Raw genomic sequence first — 17,474 nt, forward strand, 5'->3', positions numbered from 1 at the left:
GCTTTCTCAGTCGAAGATCGAGACCCGGGTGCGGTGGTGACGCGGGCTCTCGATCTCGTCCACCACCGCCACGGCCAGGTCGGCGTAGGACAGGGTGCTGCCCGCTACGACGTCGCCGCCGGTCCGGTAGCGGCCGGTCCGCGGCGCCGTCGCGTCCAGCTGGGCGGGCGGCGTCAGCACCAGCCAGTCCACGTCGGTGGTCACCGAGCGCAGCCGGTCCAGGCCGGCCGTGTGCGCCACGGCGAAATGCCGGAACTGCTGCGGCAGCTGGGCCGGATCGTCCAGCAGCAGGTTCCCGCTTGCGTCGGTGAGATTCGCGAAAAGACCGATCACGATCAGCCGGGGTACGCCCACCGACTCCAGTCCGTGCAGCAGCGCGTCGGCCGCCAGCACGTAATACTTCTCGTCGAGAGCGCCGAGCTCCGCCAAGGACTCCGGGCCGGAGGCCGGCGACACCGCATTGATCACGGCGTCGTGTCCCGCGACGAGATCCGGGATCGCCCCGGCGTCCAGGAGGTCGCCGCGAACCGTCCGGTCGGCGGTCAGGTCGTGGTGCTTGGCGGGATCGCGGACGACGCCGGTCACCGAGACGCCGCGGCGCTGGGCCTCGGCGGTCACTGCGCGGCCGGCCCGGCCGCCCGCTCCGAAGATGACGATGCTGGTCATGGCGCGGACGTTAATCGACAGGGGTCCGGTTACCGCAACGATACCGGCGCATATAGGTGCGGATCCGGCCGGGTCTGCGGCCCACCGGCGCCGGCGCTAACCTGGGCCTCGTGACCGCCCTCGAACCGGACATGTTCGCTCCCCAATGCCCGGCCCGGCAGGTGCCGTTCCAGGTCGGCGACAAGTGGACGTCGATGATCGTGCTGTGCCTGGAGCACGGCCCACGCCGGTTCAGCGAGCTGCTCGTCCCGCTGCGCTCCATCACCCGCAAAGTGCTCACCGAGACGCTGCGGGCGATGGAGCGCGACGGCATGGTGACCCGCACCGAGTTCCCCGCCAACCCGCCCCACGTCGAGTACGCGCTGACCCCGCTCGGCCGCAGCCTGCTCACCCTGATCGACGCCGCCCGCGACTGGTGCCGCGAACACCTGCCCGAGCTGATCGAGGCCCGCTCAGCGGCGCGGCCGGCGGCGGACCGGCAGAGGTAGACGTGCGGGAAGTCCTCCAGGCCGCCCAGGAATCCCTCACTTCTCCGTGGTCCGCAGAACGGTGACCGTCTTCCCCCGTCCGTCCGTCACATACAGCCGCAGCCCGTCCGGGGAGATCGCGTTCACCCGCGGGCTGTCCCCGACCGCGACCGTCGACACCACCTTGCCGGTGTTCAGATCGATCACCGACAGGTTGTCGGAACCCTCGTTCACCACGTACGCGTGCCTGCCGTCCGACGAGATCGTCACGGCCTGCGGCTCCCGGCCCACATTCACCTTGTGGATCAGCCGCTGGTCGCCGGTGTCATAGATCTCCACCGTGTCCAGGTCGTAATTCGTCACCGCCAGCTTCTCGCCGTCCGGCGTCACCGCCAGCGCATGCGGCGACTTGCCCACCCTGAAGTTCTTCAGCACCAGCCGGTCCGCCACGTTCACCACCGAGATCTGGCTCGACTCGTGATTCGCGGTGAAAGCGGTCCGCCCGTCCGGGGTGAACGCGATCCAGTGCGGATTCGGCGGCACCGAGATCCGCCCCGCCTCGGTCAGCGACTTGTCGTCGTAGATCTCCACCCGCGCCCCGTTGTGGATCGGCAGCCACACCTTCCCGTCCGGCGCCACCGTCGGCTCGAACGGCCGCGGCCCCGTCCGGATCGTCTTCAGCAACGTCCGGTTCGCCGTGTCGATCACCGCCATCCCGTTCCCGGTGAAATCGGACTCGAACAGCGACACGTACAACCGGCCGCCGTCCGCCGACAACGCCAGGAACCGCGGCGTGTTCGGCACCTTCACCACCTGAACCTGCTTGCTCGCCACATCGACGACATGCACGTCCTTGGAACTCTGATCCGCCACGTAGATCGTCTTGTTGTCCGGCGCGACCGCCACACCCTCCGGCTCCTGCCCGAGCCCGATCCGCCCCACCACCACCGGCGTCGCCAGACTCGCCGGCGGCGGCTCCGCGGTCCCGGCCGGTTCGGTCGCCGGCCCGCTCGGCGCCGGCCCACCGGTCTGCCCGGGCGCCGGCTGCGTCGCCGCGGGCTGCGTCGGGGCGGCCTCCGGCTCGTCACCGGCCAAGGCGTACCGCACCCCGGCGTACGCCCCGCCACCCAGCAGAACCAGCGCAACCAGAACCCCGCTGACCAGCGCCAGGCGGCGACGTCTCGCTTTCCCCCCATCCTCAGACCCTCGGTCGTACGGGAATCCGCCCGTCCTCGGCTGCCACCCCGCCCCACTGTCTCCCGGTGGGTATCCCGCCCCGCCGTTTCCCGGCGGATATCCGGTCCCGCCGTTTCCCGGTGGATATCCGTCCGCCGGATATCCACCCTGCCCCGCTCCGCCCCGATAACCATCCTGGCCTGGCCCGGGGTGGTGACCGCCATGGCCCGGTGCCGTCAGGTAACCGGTCTGGCCCGGCCCCGCGTGGTACCCGGTCTGATCCGCGGCCGACGGGTAACCCGTCCCAGCCGGACCCGCCGGATACGTCGTGTCGCCCGGCCCACCCGGGTAGCCGCCACCCGCGAGACCACCGGCCGCCGCCCCCGCGACATATCCCGGCATGTCCGGTGAGTAGAACCCGGCCCGGCCCTGCCCGTCGCCCGGCCGCCCACTGACCGGCCACGCGCTCTCAGCCTGCCCACTGCCCGGCCACGGACCGGCAGGTTGTCCGCTGACCGGCGGGAGGTTCTCGGTCTGTCCGCTGCCCGGCCACGGGTCGGCGGGTTGTCCGCTGACGGGCGGGAGGTGCTCGGTCTGGCCACTGCCCGGCCATGGGGCTGCGGGTTGTCCGCTGGCGGGTGGAGTGCTTTGCGGGTGGCCGCTGTGCGGCCATGCTGCGGCCGGTTGCCCGCCGTGCTGATCGCTGCCCGGCCATGGGGCTGCGGGCTGCCCGCTGACCGGTGGAAGGCTTTCCGTCTGCCCAGTGCCCGGCCATACGTCCGCGGCCTGGCCACTGCCTGGCCACGCGGCTGAGGGTGACCCGCCTGCCGGGCCCTGGCTTGCGGCCGGTCCACCCGCGGGTGGACCGCTCGCCGGACGTGGGCCGCCGGGTCCGCCAGGGCGGGGGCCGGTCCGCTCGTCCGCTCCGGTTCGGCTTTGGGCCCAGGGATCCGATGCCGGCCAGGCTGCCGCCGGGGAACTAGGCCAGGCGGCCGGTGACCCCTGCCGTGCTCCTGCCGGTCCCTGCTCGCCGGTTCCTTGCCCGCCGTGCTGCTGACCGAGCTGCGCGCCGTGCTGCTGGTGGGGCTGCGCGCCGTGCCGCGTATGGGGCTGCCCGCCGTGCTGCTCGCCGGGCTGTCCGCCCTGCTGCGGGTTGTCGGGCCGGTCGGCGGTCGGGTGGGTGCCCGGTGCGGGCGAACCTTGTTGCGGCCACCCGGCCTCCTGACCGGGGGAACCCGGTCGGCCGGTCCGGGGCGTCCAGTCCTGTTCCGGCGTTCGCGGCCACGGAACACCATGGACAGGCCCACTCTGCTCGGGCGCCGCACCAGAACGTGGCGCCCCCGACGTCGGAGCCGGGTCTTGATCATTGGGCCAGGATCCCGCCGCGCCCGAGGCTGCCGGGGAATGCGCCCACGGCCCACTCCGGCGCGACTCCGGCCGTCCCGAGCCCCATCCGCCCGACCCCGCTCCCTCGCCGGATCGCGTCTCCCCACCAGACCTTCCAACTCGGGAACCTCCGGTGTCCCCTCCGCCGCTGGAGCCGGTGTCCGCACCACGTCCAGCGGGGTGGGAGCCGGCATCTCCAGTGTGATGGGAGCCAGCCTCTCCGCCGCGTCCAACAGGGCTGGAACCGGCGTCTCCGCCAGGCCCGGAAGCACTCGACCGGATGTATCCGCCAGATTCGGGATCGCTGCCGGCCCCCCTGTTTCTGCCGCCGGTGGTTCCAGGACCCTGCTCGGTGCCGGTGCCGGTGCCGGTGCCGGTGCCGGTGCTTCCGGCCACCGGGAAGCCGGGGTGGGAGCCGAAACCCGTTCCCTGTCCGACGTGGCTGCCGGTGTTCGGGATGGGCGCGGCTTCTGTATTCGTTCCCGATGGCGCCGTCGGGTCACCACCGGCTACGGCGTTCGCACCCGCGCCGGCCGCCGTCACGGCTCCGGTCACCACAGCGGTGCCGGCCTCGGCGAACCGGCCGCGATGACCGGATACCGCCTCCTCCTCCCGCGGCGTGAGGCCCACCCATTCGTCAGCGGGCTGCCGCGGTGAGGGAATCGACAATCCGTTGCCGGCCGAAGTCCCGGACCGGGATCCCGTCGTCTCCGCAGGCCGTTCTCCGGGGGACGTCCCCTCTCCAGCCTCGTCCTCGATCCACGACTCCCGGCTGGCCTGTTCCGGCTCTGCTGCCTCAGCCGGCCCCGTCGCGGACCGGGAACCTTCACCGGCTGCCCGGCCGTTCACCCTCTCGTCGTGCTCCGTTTCGCGGCGCTGAGAGTCGTCGCTGCCGGACGTGCCTTGCCGAGTCGCTCCGACCTCGCTGTCCGGCCGGGCTTCCCTCTCGCCGTCAGGTGGGGAATCTCCGCTGTTCGGGGCGTCTGCCGATTCCTCGGCACCCGACGGCGGCCCCTCTGCAGGGGCGGCTCGGTCCGCGGTTGCCGTCGGTGTGTCGTCGGAGGATCCGGTCGGTGTGGCACCGACCTGAGTGGCCTCGCCGCCGGCGACGGCCCTGTCCGGGCGAACATCGCCGGGCACCAACCCGGCGCTCTGCTCAGTTCCAGCGCCACCGGCCTGTTCCGACGTCGTGCTACTGGCGTGCTCGGATGCTGTGGCACTGACCTGCTCGGATGCTGCGCCGCTGGCCTGCTCAGCTCCAGCGGCACTGACCTGCTCAGATTCTCCGCCTCTGGCCTGCTCGGACGTTGTGCCGCCGGTCTGCTCGGATGCTGTGCCAGCGGTCATTCCGGTGCGGGGCTGCCGGGATCCCCAGCCTCCGGCCCAGGAACCGACATAACCTCCCGCGCTGGACCCTTCCGTTCGACCTGCGCGCGCGTCCGTATCAGCGGTGATCGCATCGCCACCGATTCGGCCACTAATCGCACCAGTAGTGGTAGTCGGCGTCTCGGGAGTGGCCGCGCCCGTGGGCGACGCGATGCCGGTGTCGACGCCGCCGTCTGCGGCCGACGTATCCCCGGCGTCGCGGTCAGCGGCGGTGATCCGCCCATCGGTGTCGTGCTCTGCAGCCGTGACTCGCGAATCGGCGCTGTCCTCCGTCTCCGGTTCCTGACCGGCGCGGGAGAGGACGTCCGTGGTCGGGGTGTCGCCAGTGCGCGTGGCAGCGATGCCCGCCGGTGAATCCGAGCGCGCCGGATCGCGTTGCGACCCGTCGATGGCTGCTGGAGGCGCGGACGAGTCACCGGCTGAGGTCCATGCCGGGGCAGCGGGCGGCGCGTCAGGTGTTGTGGCAGCCTGCGACGGTCGGATGTCGTCCGGGGATGCCGGTTCGGTGGCGGCGCTCGGTGCCGGTGGTCTGCCGGTCGACTGGTTCGGGGCCGGCGGTCCGCTGATGGGGGCCCATGGCGAAGCACTGGCGGCCGGCGGTGTGCTGGCCGGAGCCGGAGCCGGAGCCGGAGCCGGAGCCGGAGCTGGAGCTGGAGCTGGAGCCGGAGCCGGAGCCGGGGCTGCGGGCGGGGCCGGGGCTGCGGGCGGGGCCGGAGCTGAGGCCGGGGCTGCGGGCGGGGCCTGGCCCTGGCCGGGAGGTCCGCCGGCGGGCGTACCAGGTGGGGTGTCGGGGTTCTGGGGGGCTGTTCCGGGCGTACCGAAAGGAATGCCGGAAACCTCGGGCTGACCGCCTGCCGTTGCCGAAGGCGGGGTGGGGTCCGGTCGTTGGCGTGAGGCGTCCTGCCAACCGGCGCCCACCGGACCGGCAGGCCAGGCTCTGGCGGCGCTTTCCGGGGTTTCCGCAGGCCAAGCTTGGGGTGCGTGCTGTTGGGCCGTGCACTCTCCCGGCCAGGACGGTGCTTCATCGGGCCATGCCTCGGCCTCGGACGGCGATTCGCCCGGCCACAGGTCGCCGCCCGGCCAACCGGTTGACGCCGGCGCGCTGCTCCATCCGGGCGGCGCGGCCGGTGGGTGAGGAGAGCCTGGCGGCGCGGCCGGCGGCTGAGGAGAAGTCGGCGGGTGAGGGGAACTCGACGTGGCGGCCGACGAGTACGGGGACGTGGGCGGGGTGGCGGGTGGCTGAGGGGAAGCCGGTTGGCCGACCTGCGGGTTAAGGGAAGGCGGCTGCGTGATCGCAGGGTCCGGGGTGGTAGACGGGGACAAGGGGGTGGCGGCCGACTGAGAGCCGTCGCCTGCCGGGACGGGGGAGCCGTGCGGTGCGGAAGGCTGGGCGGGCGGGAACGAGGGCTGGCCGGAGACCGGGCGCGCCGGGACGGGACCGGGTGGCGGGGAAGATCCTGCCGGTGTCGGTTCAGACGGGGAACGGGGAGACGGCGTCGGTGCTGCCGAGGGTCCGGGAGACGGTGTCAGCTCAGCGGGGGATCGGGGAGACGGTGTCAGTTCAGCCGGGGAACCGGGAGACAGGGCCGGTCCGCTGGGCGGCGGCGGGACGGCGGCCAGCGGGCGGCCGCCGGCGGACCGTGGGGAAACGGCGGGCGGAGCACCGTTCCCGGTAGGTGCCGGGCCGCTCGGGGCCGGTGAGGTCGAGGTGTCGGCGGTGACTTCGCCGGTCACGGTGAGGGTGGCGGTTCCGGCGGGGCCGTCGATGGTGATCGTGCCGTTCAGGCGGCCGGTGGTCGGGAACCAGGCGACGCGCAGCACGTTGCCGTCGAGGCGGGCATGCAGGCCCTCCGCGGACGCCGACACCGTGGACGTGCCGACCAGCGGCGGCCCCTGAACGGGGACGTCGGCGGTGACCTGGCGGCTGCCCGGGGCGACGCTGCCGAGCGCCAGCGCCGGCTCGGCCACGCGCACCGATGTGCGGCGCAGCGCGGCGGAAGCGGCCGCGGCGACCCGGCCCTCACCGAGGGCGAGGCTGTGCAGGGCCTGGCGGGCCTCGGCGGCGCGTGGCAGGTCGGTGCCGGCGGCAGCGACGGCCAGTTGCGCGATCAGGGTCATCTGGTCGCTGCCGGGGCGGCGGACCCGGGCCAGCCACGGCTGCCGGCCGGAACCGAACACCCACTGGCGGGTGCTCGGGTCCCGTTCGCGCAGGTGGTCGTAGAGTTCGCTGACCCCGATCCAGCCGTCGCGGTCGCGGTCGGCGGCGCCGCTGGTCACGCCGTCGGCGATGAGGCCGGCGAAGGTGGGCGGTTCGAGCCGGGCGGTCGAGGCGATCACGACACGGCTCTGCCACTCGGCGGAGCGGGCCGCCCGGAAGTGGTGGCCGGCGTCGACCGGGCCGCCGGTCCGGCCGTCGAGCAGCACCACGGCCTGACCGGCCCGGGACTGCTGCATCAGGGCGGCCATCGGGGCGACGTCCAGTGCGGTGTCCGCGGGACGGCCCATGATCGTGTCCGTGGTGGCCAGGTGGAGACTGCCGCCGGGGCCGGTCAGCATCACGCCCCGGAAGTAGAAGAGGACACAATCGTCCTGATCGCGCCCCTCGAACAGGGACCCGATCCGTGCCTGTGCCTCCCGCGCTCCCGGATCTCGCAGGAACGTCACGTCGAACCCGCCGAGCGCCTGATCCCCGAGCACGTCCACGAACGCCGGAACGTCCGCCGACGGCACCGAGAATCTGCGCAACACGGGGTCGTCGTGCTGCTCGACGCTAATGACTACTGCCAGTCGTCGCCCGCTCATCGAATGCATCACCCGTCATCCATGGTGCGATGCCGAGGCGCGACACGAAACCCCGCGACGATTACGAAAAGATGCGATTCGACAGCGGAGCGTTGTTGATCTCGAAGTCGTACGGTCTGTCCGGGATCGCGCACATGTCGATCTACCTGCGGTGATGTTGCCCATCCCAAGGCGTGGAAGGGCATCGATCCATGGTGTCCCGGGCGACGTGCCATAGTCACGGCGAACTTCGCGAAATCACCGGATCCGGTGGTTCTACGATGATCCGATGCCCGTTTCGAGTGACGCCTTCGGTTACCGTACGGCGCCGCCGGTTGGTTCGACGAGGATCGGCGGTTCTGACGGGTTGCAACCGGAATGAACCGGCCCGCCGCTAAGCGGTGCCGCCCGCCGTCCGATCCTGATGGGTGTCCGGCTGGGCCGTCCGGTGCGGGTGAGAGCCCGACCCCGAGCCTGCGTCGTACGCCGCCCGAGCGCCCGAAACCGGATCCGTGCCGCGGGCTCCGGTCAGGCGTAGACGTCGAGGAACTGGCCGCTGCGCTGGAAACGGGCCACCTCGGCAGCGTGTGCCGCCACCACGCGGGCGACCTCCGCCTCGGCGTTCGCCACAGCGGCCCGGTCCGCGGTGATGACACCAGGGGCGGCGGCGGTGGGCATCTGGTCCGTGGCGAGCTTGGCGCGGGCGCTCGACAGGCGGCTGTAGGCGGCGTGGGCGTTCCAGGCCGAGGGGGAAGCGACGCTGAAGTTCATGCTGGCTCCTCTGATGATCCGCGGCTCGGATCGTTCCCGCCGCGTCTTCCGAACGGCCGCATACATCGTCCTGGCGACTCCTACCTTGCAACTTTTCCCAGTGACCTGGGCAACAGGCGGCATCAGCGACCCTCGGCCCGGCCGGATGACGCTCGACGCGGTTTCCGGGCCGATACCGCCGGCGGGGAAAGCAGAGGGCGTGGCCTCCGACGTGATCACGTCGGAGGCCACGCCCTGATGATGCTTCAGTTCTGGGTGCCGACCAGGGCGCGGGCGCTCGCCGGCCACGTGGCGAGACTCGCGGAACCGCGCATCCCGGCCGCGTTGATCGCCTGCTTGAGACTGATGACGTCGGACTCGGCCAGCTTCGCGTAGGTGGTGATGCCGGCCGCGGCCAGCGCGATCGCCACCTTCGGCCCGATACCGGGAATCTTCGTCAGATCGTCCGGCTGCGCGACCGGCGCCGGCGTGCCCACGAGGTCCGGCTCGGCGGTGATGACCGCCGGCACCGACGTGACCGGTTCCGGCGCCACAACGGGCTCGGGCGCGGCCACCGGTTCCGGCGCGGCAACCGGCTCGGCGGCGGCGACCGGCTCGGCGGCGGCGACGGGCTCGGGCGCGGCAATCGGTTCGGCGGCGGCGACGGGCTGGGTCTCAGCGATCGGGCCGGCGGCGGCGACGGGCTCGGGCGCGGCAACCGGTTCGGCGGCGGCGACGGGCTCGGTCTCACCGATCGGGCCGGCGGCGATGGGCTCGGCGACCGGGGCCGCGATCGTGGCCGGCTCGGGCTCGACGGCCGTGGGCTCGGCGAACGCGGCCGGCTCGTCGAGGGCCGGTGCGTCCACGGGAGCGGGCTCGTTGACGACGGCCACGGGTGCTCCGGCGGGCTTCTCGGCCTCGTCCGTCGGCTCGTCCGCAGCAGTGTCCGTGCCCAGGGTCGGTTCGGTGACGGCGTTCACCGCAGCGTGGGCGGGCTGGTCGGTGGCGTCCACGGCAGCGTCGGCGGGCTGGTCGGTCGCGGTCACTTCGGCGTCCGCGGGCTGGTCGGTGGCGTCCACGACGGCGGCGGGCTCGTTGGCGGCGGTCACCTCGGTGTCCGCGGGCGCCTCGGAGGCGGGAGCGTCCGGAAGGGCCGGTTCGGTCTCGGCCGGCTTCTCGGTGACGGGCGCGATGACCGGCGGGTTCACAGCGACCGGCTCGTCGTCGCGCTCGTGCTCGCGGCCGGAGGCGGTGGGAGACGACTCGACCGGCGCGGTGTCCAGCGAGGTCGGCGCGGTGTCGAGCGTGGTCGCCGGGGTGTCCAGCGACGTCGCCGGGGTGTCCAGCGAGGTCACCGGAGCGGCGTCGGCCGTGCGAATCCCGTTGGAGGTGGCCGGAGACGCGAGGGAGTCGGAAGGGGTGGAGGCTGCCACGAGGGAAACGGCGGCGGATGTGTCGGGCTCGGGGGAGGAGCCGGCCGAGGTGGTCGCCGCGATCGTTGCGGGGACGGTGACGGCGTGGGCGGACTCGGTGGCCGGGGTGGTCTCGGCGGCGGGCGCGGATTCGGTGGCCGGGGTGGCGGAGCCGGAACGGCGTCCCCACACCAGCCAGCCGCCTATCACGCCGATCACGAGCCCGGCGACAAAGTAGAGGAATGATGCCATATCGGGCCTCCGGACAGGAGAGGAGGGTGCATGTGGTAGCGGGCAGCTTTCCACATCGCGTTGAGCAGCTACGACGTGGGTGTCGACCGGCGTCGAACAGGGGCGTTCCACGGACCTGGGCGGCACGTGCACGACCGGAGCCGAAGTCGACCCGGCGGCCGCGCGGGGACCGGACGGGCGGGAGACGCGGAGTGCGGTTGCCGGCTGGTTAGGGCTGTCTCCGCGCAGCTGAGACAGCCCTAACCAGCCGGGGGTGCGGGGCATGCATGAGTGGCACCGGGGGACGGTCGTGAGGGGACGCCTGCCGCAGCCGCGGGGAGTCACGGGACGTTTGCGTGGCCCGTACCGGAGAATGGTGTGAGAGCAGCGCCGCAGACCGTGCGCGGTCAGCGGGAGATGGCGCCCGGGACGTACCGGTTGGCCGCGTACGTGATGGCCCACAGGCCGACGCCGATGACCAGCAGCACCCCCGCGACCCGGTAGTCCGCGCCGGCCCGGCCGGAGAGAGGGCTGGCCAGGAACGCGCAGGCGAGCGCGCCGAGTACCGGGATGACGGTCGGCGCCCGGAAGTGATCGTGGTCGACCGGGTCCTTGCGGAGCACCAGGCAGGCCACGTTGACCACGGTGAACACGCAGAGCAGCAGCAGTGCGGTGGTGCCGCCGAGGGCGGCCAGGTCGGCGAACCAGATCAGGCCGAAGGCGATCAGCGTGGTGAAGACGATGCCGACCCAGGGGGTGCGGCGGGTGCGGTGGACCCGGCCGAGCACGGACGGCAGCACCCGTTCCCGGGCCATGCCGTAGAGCAGGCGGCTGGCCATCATCATGTTGATCAGGGCGGAGTTGGCGACCGCGAACATGGTGATGAACGCGAAGATCCAGAGTGGGAACGCGGGTGCCCCGGCCTCGATCACCTTGAGCAGCGGGGTGTCGCCGGAGCCGAGGTCCGAGGGTGCGACCAGGGCGACCGCCGAGATCGCCACCAGCACGTAGATCACGCCGGTGATGCAGAGGCCGGTGAACATCACCTTCGGGAAGATCCGCACCGGGTCGCGGGTCTCCTCGGCCATGTTGACCGAGTCCTCGAAGCCGACCATGGCGAAGAAGGCGAGCGCGGTGCCGGCGGTCACGGACAGCACGACGCTGTCGCCGGCCGGGGTGTTGAAGTCGGTGAGCCGGGTCAGGTCGCCGTTGCCGCCGCCGAGCGCCCACGCGCCGACCCCGATGACGATCAGCAGACCGGTCAGCTCCACGCAGGTCAGGACCACGTTGGCCTTGACGCTCTCGCCGACGCCCCGGAAGTTGATCAGCGCGACCAGGGTGATGAAGCCGAGCGCGACCGCGGTCAGCGCGAACCCGTCGCCGATGGACAGGTCGAACGCCTCGCCGAAGTTGCCGGCGAACGCCTTCGACGCGCTGGACGCCGAGGTCAGGCCGGAGCACATCACCGCGAACGTCACCATGAACGTCAGGAAGTGCACGCCGAACGCCTTGTGCGTGTAGAGCGCGGCCCCGGCGGCCCGTGGGTATTTCGTCACGAGTTCCAGATAGCTGAACGCGGTGAGCAGCGCGACCACGAACGCCAGCAGGAACGGCAGCCACACCGCGCCACCGACCTCGTTCGCGACTTTGCCGGTCAGCGCGTAGACGCCGGTGCCGAGGATGTCCCCGACGACGAAGAGCAACAGCAGAGCGGGGCCGATGACCCGGTTGAGTGTCGGCTGCTCGGTTTCCGGTGACGCCACATCCGCCATGAGTGCTCCCGAAAAAGGTCCACTGCGGATAAGTGACGTTACCCGTACCTTGAGTGACATGCATATCGTGCTAGCCGCAAATCCTGAGGCCGAGCAGCCGTGGGTGACCGACGCGGTCACCGACCTGGTCCGGCAGACCGGCGCGTCGGTCGCGGTGGTCGCGGTGGACGAGCTGGAGACCGAACATCTGGCGCCGCTGCCGCGGGCCGTCTACACCGAGCGGGCCGAGAACGCCGCGTCGCTTGCGGTGAGCCGGTTGGCCGAGGCGGGCATCGAGGCGACGCGTACGGTCCTGCCCGGCCGCCCCGCCGAGCAGATCATCAAGTTCGCCGGTGATCAGAAGGCCGACCTGATCGTCACCGGTTCCAGCGCCCGGCCGGTGGTCGCGCAGCGGTTGCTCGGCAGTGTGCCGCTGACCCTGATCGAGAAGGCCGGCCGTCCGGTGCTGGTGGTCACCCGCCCCGTGAACGGGTGACCACCAGCGGCGGATCAGGGGATCGCGGGGTAGTCGGTCACGAAGACCGGCTGGCCCACCTTCGTCATGTCCGCGGCCTCGCCGACGCCGTTGACCACGTGGTCGATGACGCCCGCGCTGAGGTTCACGGTCATGATGTGGTGCAGTTTGACGCCGGGCGTCTTCGGCACCTCGAACCCGTTCTCGGTGTGGATGGACGGGTTGTTCTGGTTGAAGACGTACACGCCGCCGCCGTAGAGCTTGTGCGAGCGGACCCGGTCACCGACCTTGTAACCCGCGTAACCCTCGACGGATCCGTTCATCCAGTCGGCCTGCGTCGGCGGGTCGTACGGTAGTTCGTTCTGGTAGAGCACGGTGGTGCCGCGCTCGCCGTTCCAGACCGTGTTGTACTTCTGGAAGTGCTCGACGAACAGGCCGGTCGCGGTCACGTCGTCGCCGTTGATCACCGCGCCGTAACGGCCGGTGTTGGTCCGCCAGCGGTCGGTGTCGCCGTTGACGCCGTTGGTGAAGCCCTCGACGCCGTGGTCGCCGCGCCACACCCAGGTGTGGTCGATCAGCACGTCGTCGCTGTTCACCTCGAGCGCGATGTTCGTCTTGCCGATGTGCGGGCCGCCGACCCGGAAGTAGACGTCGCTGAGCGTCGTCGGGTTGGCCGCGGAGCTGAAGCCGAGGCCGTGTCTCTGCCCGACCCGCAGCAGCACCGGCGACTCCTTGAGGCCGGCGTCGATGGTGACCCCGGCGACGACGACGCCCGGCACGTTCGCCACGTCGATCGGGATCGCGCCGTTGACCGCGGTCAGGGTGGCGTGGCCGAGACCGAGCACGACGGTGTTCGGGCGGCGCACCTCGATGCTGCGGGCGATGTCGTAGACACCGGGGGTGAGCAGCAGGTTCTTACCGAGGGCCAGCTGCAGGTTGATCTTCGAGACCGAGTCGCCGGGCTTGGCGACGTAGAAGTCCGACAGCGGCAGGGTGCGGCCGGCGGTGTCGTCCCAGGAGGTGCCGCTGGTGTCGCGTTTCGCGGCGGGGACCCGTACCTGGTACCTGCCCTTGCCGTCGACGAACAGGAACGGCTTCTCCCGGCTGACCGGGGTGGTCTCCAGGGTGGTGTACGGCGTGGCCGGGAAGTCGGCCTCGCTCGGCGCGCCCTTCACCCCGGCGAAGACCTGGTTCCAGACCGCGTTGGACCAGCTCTCCACCTCGCTGTTCCGGGTCAGCCACTGCTGCTGCGAGCCGTTGGTGGTGGCCGGCAGCTTCGAGTTCGCGATGAACCCGCCGGAGGCGTACTGCGGGCCCGCCGTGCAGTAGTCCATCAGCGACAGCGTGCCGCCGGTGAACTGGGTGCGCCGCAGCGAGACGGCCTGCGACACGGCCCAGAAGTTGGCGGTCTGCCGGCAGCCGTCCTGACCCGCGCCGTTGATGTTGACGGTCAGGTTGGACAGGGTGCGCCAGAAGTTGACCAGGGCGATGCAGTTCGGGTTGGCCGGGTCGGTGCCGAGGCAGCGGTTGTACGCCTCCACCTTGCCGTTGATCACCACGTCGCCCGGCTTCGCGCCGAGACCGGTGATCTCCGTGTAGTAGCCGACCTTGATCTGCAGCGGCTGCTCGGCGGTGCCGTAGGTGCCGGGTTTGAACAGGTACGCGTACCGGGCCGTGCCCATCTCGTTGTCGACCTGCTTGGCGTAGGTCGCGTCGAGGGTCGCCTGGATCTGGGCGACCGGCATGCCGGGGTCGAAGACGGTGACGTTGGAGCCGAGGCTGGGCGTGCCGGCCGCACCGTGCGCGGATGCCGGCAGGCCCGGCGCGGCGGCGAGCGCCAGCCCGAGGGCGACGGCCGGCGCAGCGGACCGGCGGAGTCTCGTCATGCGGAGGGGTTCCTTCCGTAACAAGATCGCAATGATGCCCGTCACAGAATCAATCGGCGAACCGCCATGTCAAGCAGACCTGTCCGGCATGCCGCTCTTAACCGGACCAACCCCTCGGGTTCCGGAACCAAACTGACCGAAAAGCCGGTCGGAACCGGTTACGTAACCGGGTCCGCGAAGACGACGACGTTGCTGCGGTAACTGCCCTCACCCCGGTCGAAGGTCCCGCCGCATGTGATCAGGCGGAGCCCCGGACGATCCAGGTGGGTGTACACGTCCCCGCTCGGGAAGTCGTGCTTCGGATACACGGCCACCCGGGTCACCCGGAAACGGGCCACGGAACGGTCGGTACGGCGTACCGCCACCGCATCGCCCACCTTCAGCTCGCGCAACCGGTAGAAGACCGCCGGGCCGTCCCGCGCCGAATCCACGTGCCCGGCCAGCACCGACGCGCCCACCTCGCCCGGGGTGGGGGAGTGCCGGTACCAGCCGGCGGGCGCGTCGCCGCGTACCGGGGGAACCTCCAGGGTGCCGTCGTCACGCAGGCCGAGCGGCATGATCGCGGTGTCCACGTCGATGGCGGGGATCTCGAGCCGCACCGGCACCGACGCCTTCATCCCCGCCGGTCCCGCTCCCGCCGGTTTCGTCCCTGTGGGCCCGGTCGCCGCCGTGGGCCCGGTTCCCGCCGGCGAAGGACCCGCCGACGGGAGGACGCTCGACGAAGAACCACCCGGCGGAGGAACGCTCGCCGAAGGCGAAGGCGAAGGCGAAGGCGAAGGCGAAGCCGGCGGAGCGGGGGCCGTGGACGCGGGCGGGGCCGCCGCCAGCGCCGCCGGGGGCGGTATGCCGTCCTCGGTGCGCAGGCCGAGAGCGATGGTCAGGCCGCCCAGGAGCGCCAGCACCGCGGCGACCGCCGCTGCCCGGCGATCCCGGATCCGCGGCGGCGGAAGGACCGGGGTCATGCGGGGGTCGTCGATGGTGGGCATGGCGCGGTTCAGCGGTGGTGCAGGGGCTTGCGCAGCGCGTACGCCGCCGCGCCGGCCGCCGCGATCAACAGGAACCCACCCGTCACCAGCAGCGCGACCCGCTGCCCGGAGAGCAGGCCGCCACCACCGGTGTCGACGCCGCCGGACGGCGTCGGGGACCGGACCGGTGTGGGCTCCGCGGTGGTGGGCTCGTCCGACGGTCCGCCCACCGGTCCACCTTCACCCGGCCCGCCGCCGCCCGGTCCGGGGCTGACACCGCCGGGGCCGCCTCCACCCGGCGAGGCGCCCGGGCTGGGTGAGCCGGGCTCGCCGGGAAGGTAATCCGGCTGGCTCGGCGCGCTGCTGCTCGGACCGCCGGCCGTCGGGGGCGGGTCGTTCCGGTTCGTGCAGTACGCCAGCAGCGACAACAGCAGGATGATCGCCAGCAGGATCCCCGCCCCGATGGCGATCAGCCGGTTTCGGCGTGCGTCCGAGGCGCGGTGCGATGGGGAGCCGTTCGCGGCCATGGCGTCCTTCCGCCGAGCGGAGACCGTGGTGGGACAGGCTAGTGCGCGAAGCGTGCGCGCGCACCCCTCTATCCGTGATCGGACACTTCGGACGGTCTCGCTGCAGGGATCGGCGGCCTTGACCCGGGTGTGCAGAATGCCCGGCGATGATCGAGATCAGGGAACTGACGAAGACCTACGGCCGGGTGGACGCCGTCCGGGACGTGACGTTCACCGCCGCGCCGGGGCGGGTCACCGGCCTGCTCGGCCTCAACGGCTCGGGCAAGAGCACCACCCTGCGGATCCTGCTCGGCCTGGCGAGACCCACCCGCGGCGCCGCGCTGATCAACGGCTCACGGTACCGCGATCTGGACCACCCGTTGCGGCATGTCGGAGCGGTCCTGGAGCAGGGACTCAGCCATCCGGGCCAGACCGGGTACGCCCATCTCGTCACCCAGGCCCTGCTCGGCGGCCTGGCCCGGAACCGGATCAGCGGCCTGCTGGAGTACGTCGGCCTGGAGCACGCCGCCGCCAAGCGGACCGGTGACTACTCGCTCGGCATGCGGCAGCGGCTCGCCGTCGCGACGGCCCTGCTCGGCGAGCCGAACGTGCTGGTCCTCGACGAACCGGCGAACGGCCTCGACCCGCCCGGCATGGGCTGGCTGCGCGAGCTGATGCGGGCGCACACCGCCGGCGGCGGCACCGTGCTGATCTCCAGCCACCTGCTGGCCGAACTGGAGCAGGTGGTCGACGACGTGGTGATCATCGGGCAGGGCCGGATCCTGGCCGCCGGGCCGATGACCGAGCTGTCCGGGGCCTCGCGGCTGCGGATCCGCGGAGGAGATCAACTGCGGCTCGCGCAGGGGTACGAGCAGTACGGCGCGACCGTCTCCGTCGACGGCGACGTGCTGCTCGTCGCCGGGATCACGCCCGAGCAGGCCGGTGACATCGCCCTCCACCTACGGGTCCCGATCTACGAGCTGGTGGCCGAGACCCAGCACCTCGAGGACATCTTCATGAGCGTGGCGGAGGCCCGATGATCGCCGTCTTCCGCAGCGAGTTCTACCGGAGCCTGTCGCTGCGTTCGTCCTGGCTGGCACTCGTCGGGTTCGCCGTGGTGGCGGCGCTGAGCGGCTGGCTGGACCGGGTGGCGTGGTCGCTGTTCGCCGGTGGCGGGGCCTTCGGTCTGGCCGTGACCGTCGTCGCCCAGCACCACCAGCACCGCACCGCGATCCTGCTCTATCTGGCCCGGCCCCGGCGGTGGCTGGTGCTGGCCGCGCAGTGCCTGGTGGCGGCCCTGCTCGGCAGTGTGCTGGTGGCGGTCAGCGGGATCGCGCTGTTCCTGGAGGGCCAGTCGGCGCACTACCTGACGACGCTGCGGGTGGCGCCGCTGATCGCCGTGCTGGGGGTGCTGTGCGCGACGGTGGTGCGGCGGCCGTTGTGGCTGGTGGCCGGCGGGTTCGGCTGGGTGCTCTTCGCGGAGGGCCTGATCAACCGGATGGACCGCGGGCTGCCGTTCGCCAGTTACATGTTCGCCGCGGGCGGTGACCCGCAGGGCCTGCTGCACCTGCTCGCCTGGACGGCGGCGGTGGTCCCGGTCGCCGTGTGGGCCCTGTACCGCGACCTGACCGCCGAC

Annotated in this window: 13 protein-coding genes; 5 read left to right on the plus strand and 8 right to left on the minus strand. The window is 72.0% G+C overall.

Annotated features, from left to right (window positions below; translation table 11 throughout):
- Positions 1-6: 6 nt before the first annotated feature.
- Positions 7-666, minus strand: coding sequence for an NAD(P)-dependent oxidoreductase (locus Aut01nite_RS15220; protein ID WP_043523520.1), 660 nt, complete (start codon positions 664-666; stop codon positions 7-9).
- A gap of 110 nt (positions 667-776) precedes the next feature.
- Between Aut01nite_RS15220 and Aut01nite_RS15225 the strand changes: the two genes are divergently transcribed.
- The gene (locus tag Aut01nite_RS15225; RefSeq protein WP_236642587.1) at positions 777-1,154 is read left to right on the plus strand and encodes a winged helix-turn-helix transcriptional regulator; all 378 of its coding nucleotides are present in this window, start codon (positions 777-779) and stop codon (positions 1,152-1,154) included.
- 36 nt (positions 1,155-1,190) lie between these two features.
- Here Aut01nite_RS15225 and Aut01nite_RS15230 read toward each other — a convergent pair whose 3' ends face one another.
- Positions 1,191-2,240 (minus strand): YncE family protein, encoded by a 1,050-nt coding sequence (locus tag Aut01nite_RS15230; RefSeq protein ID WP_052163377.1) that lies wholly within the window; start codon positions 2,238-2,240, stop codon positions 1,191-1,193.
- A gap of 4,680 nt (positions 2,241-6,920) precedes the next feature.
- Between Aut01nite_RS15230 and Aut01nite_RS15235 the strand changes: the two genes are divergently transcribed.
- Positions 6,921-7,982 (plus strand): hypothetical protein, encoded by a 1,062-nt coding sequence (locus tag Aut01nite_RS15235; protein WP_161790596.1) that lies wholly within the window; start codon positions 6,921-6,923, stop codon positions 7,980-7,982.
- Between the two features lie 408 nt (positions 7,983-8,390).
- Here the strand turns inward: Aut01nite_RS15235 and Aut01nite_RS15240 are convergent, their stop codons facing one another.
- From Aut01nite_RS15240 to Aut01nite_RS15250, 3 genes are all read right to left on the minus strand, one after another.
- Positions 8,391-8,633, minus strand: coding sequence for a hypothetical protein (locus Aut01nite_RS15240; protein ID WP_043523522.1), 243 nt, complete (start codon positions 8,631-8,633; stop codon positions 8,391-8,393).
- A 245-nt stretch (positions 8,634-8,878) separates the two neighbouring features.
- Positions 8,879-10,276: a helix-hairpin-helix domain-containing protein gene (locus Aut01nite_RS15245; protein ID WP_152628552.1), complete on the minus strand. Its 1,398-nt coding sequence runs from the start codon at positions 10,274-10,276 to the stop codon at positions 8,879-8,881.
- Between the two features lie 386 nt (positions 10,277-10,662).
- On the minus strand, positions 10,663-12,027 hold the full coding sequence (locus Aut01nite_RS15250; RefSeq protein WP_043523524.1) for an APC family permease: 1,365 nt from the start codon (positions 12,025-12,027) through the stop codon (positions 10,663-10,665).
- Between the two features lie 58 nt (positions 12,028-12,085).
- Between Aut01nite_RS15250 and Aut01nite_RS15255 the strand changes: the two genes are divergently transcribed.
- Positions 12,086-12,502, plus strand: a complete 417-nt coding sequence (locus tag Aut01nite_RS15255) for a universal stress protein (protein ID WP_161790597.1) — start codon at positions 12,086-12,088, stop codon at positions 12,500-12,502.
- Positions 12,503-12,516: 14 nt separating this feature from the next.
- On the opposite strand, the gene Aut01nite_RS15260 is transcribed toward Aut01nite_RS15255, so the two are convergent.
- From Aut01nite_RS15260 to Aut01nite_RS15270, 3 genes are all read right to left on the minus strand, one after another.
- A complete protein-coding gene (locus Aut01nite_RS15260) occupies positions 12,517-14,367 on the minus strand; it encodes a pectate lyase-like domain-containing protein (protein ID WP_043523525.1) in 1,851 nt (616 codons plus the stop codon).
- Positions 14,368-14,525: 158 nt separating this feature from the next.
- The gene (locus Aut01nite_RS44605; protein WP_083998591.1) at positions 14,526-15,353 is read right to left on the minus strand and encodes a class F sortase; all 828 of its coding nucleotides are present in this window, start codon (positions 15,351-15,353) and stop codon (positions 14,526-14,528) included.
- Between the two features lie 8 nt (positions 15,354-15,361).
- Entirely contained in the window at positions 15,362-15,859 is a 498-nt protein-coding gene (locus Aut01nite_RS15270) for a GVDTG sorting domain-containing protein (protein WP_052163380.1), read from the minus strand.
- A gap of 146 nt (positions 15,860-16,005) precedes the next feature.
- Between Aut01nite_RS15270 and Aut01nite_RS15275 the strand changes: the two genes are divergently transcribed.
- Positions 16,006-16,878: an ABC transporter ATP-binding protein gene (locus Aut01nite_RS15275; RefSeq protein WP_043523527.1), complete on the plus strand. Its 873-nt coding sequence runs from the start codon at positions 16,006-16,008 to the stop codon at positions 16,876-16,878.
- Positions 16,875-17,474, plus strand: a 600-nt coding sequence (locus Aut01nite_RS15280) for a hypothetical protein (RefSeq protein WP_204037535.1), incomplete at its 3' end; no start/stop codon positions are given. The genes Aut01nite_RS15275 and Aut01nite_RS15280, both read left to right, overlap by 4 nt.

The organism is Actinoplanes utahensis (assembly GCF_016862455.1).
GTDB classification, from domain to species: domain Bacteria; phylum Actinomycetota; class Actinomycetes; order Mycobacteriales; family Micromonosporaceae; genus Actinoplanes; species Actinoplanes utahensis.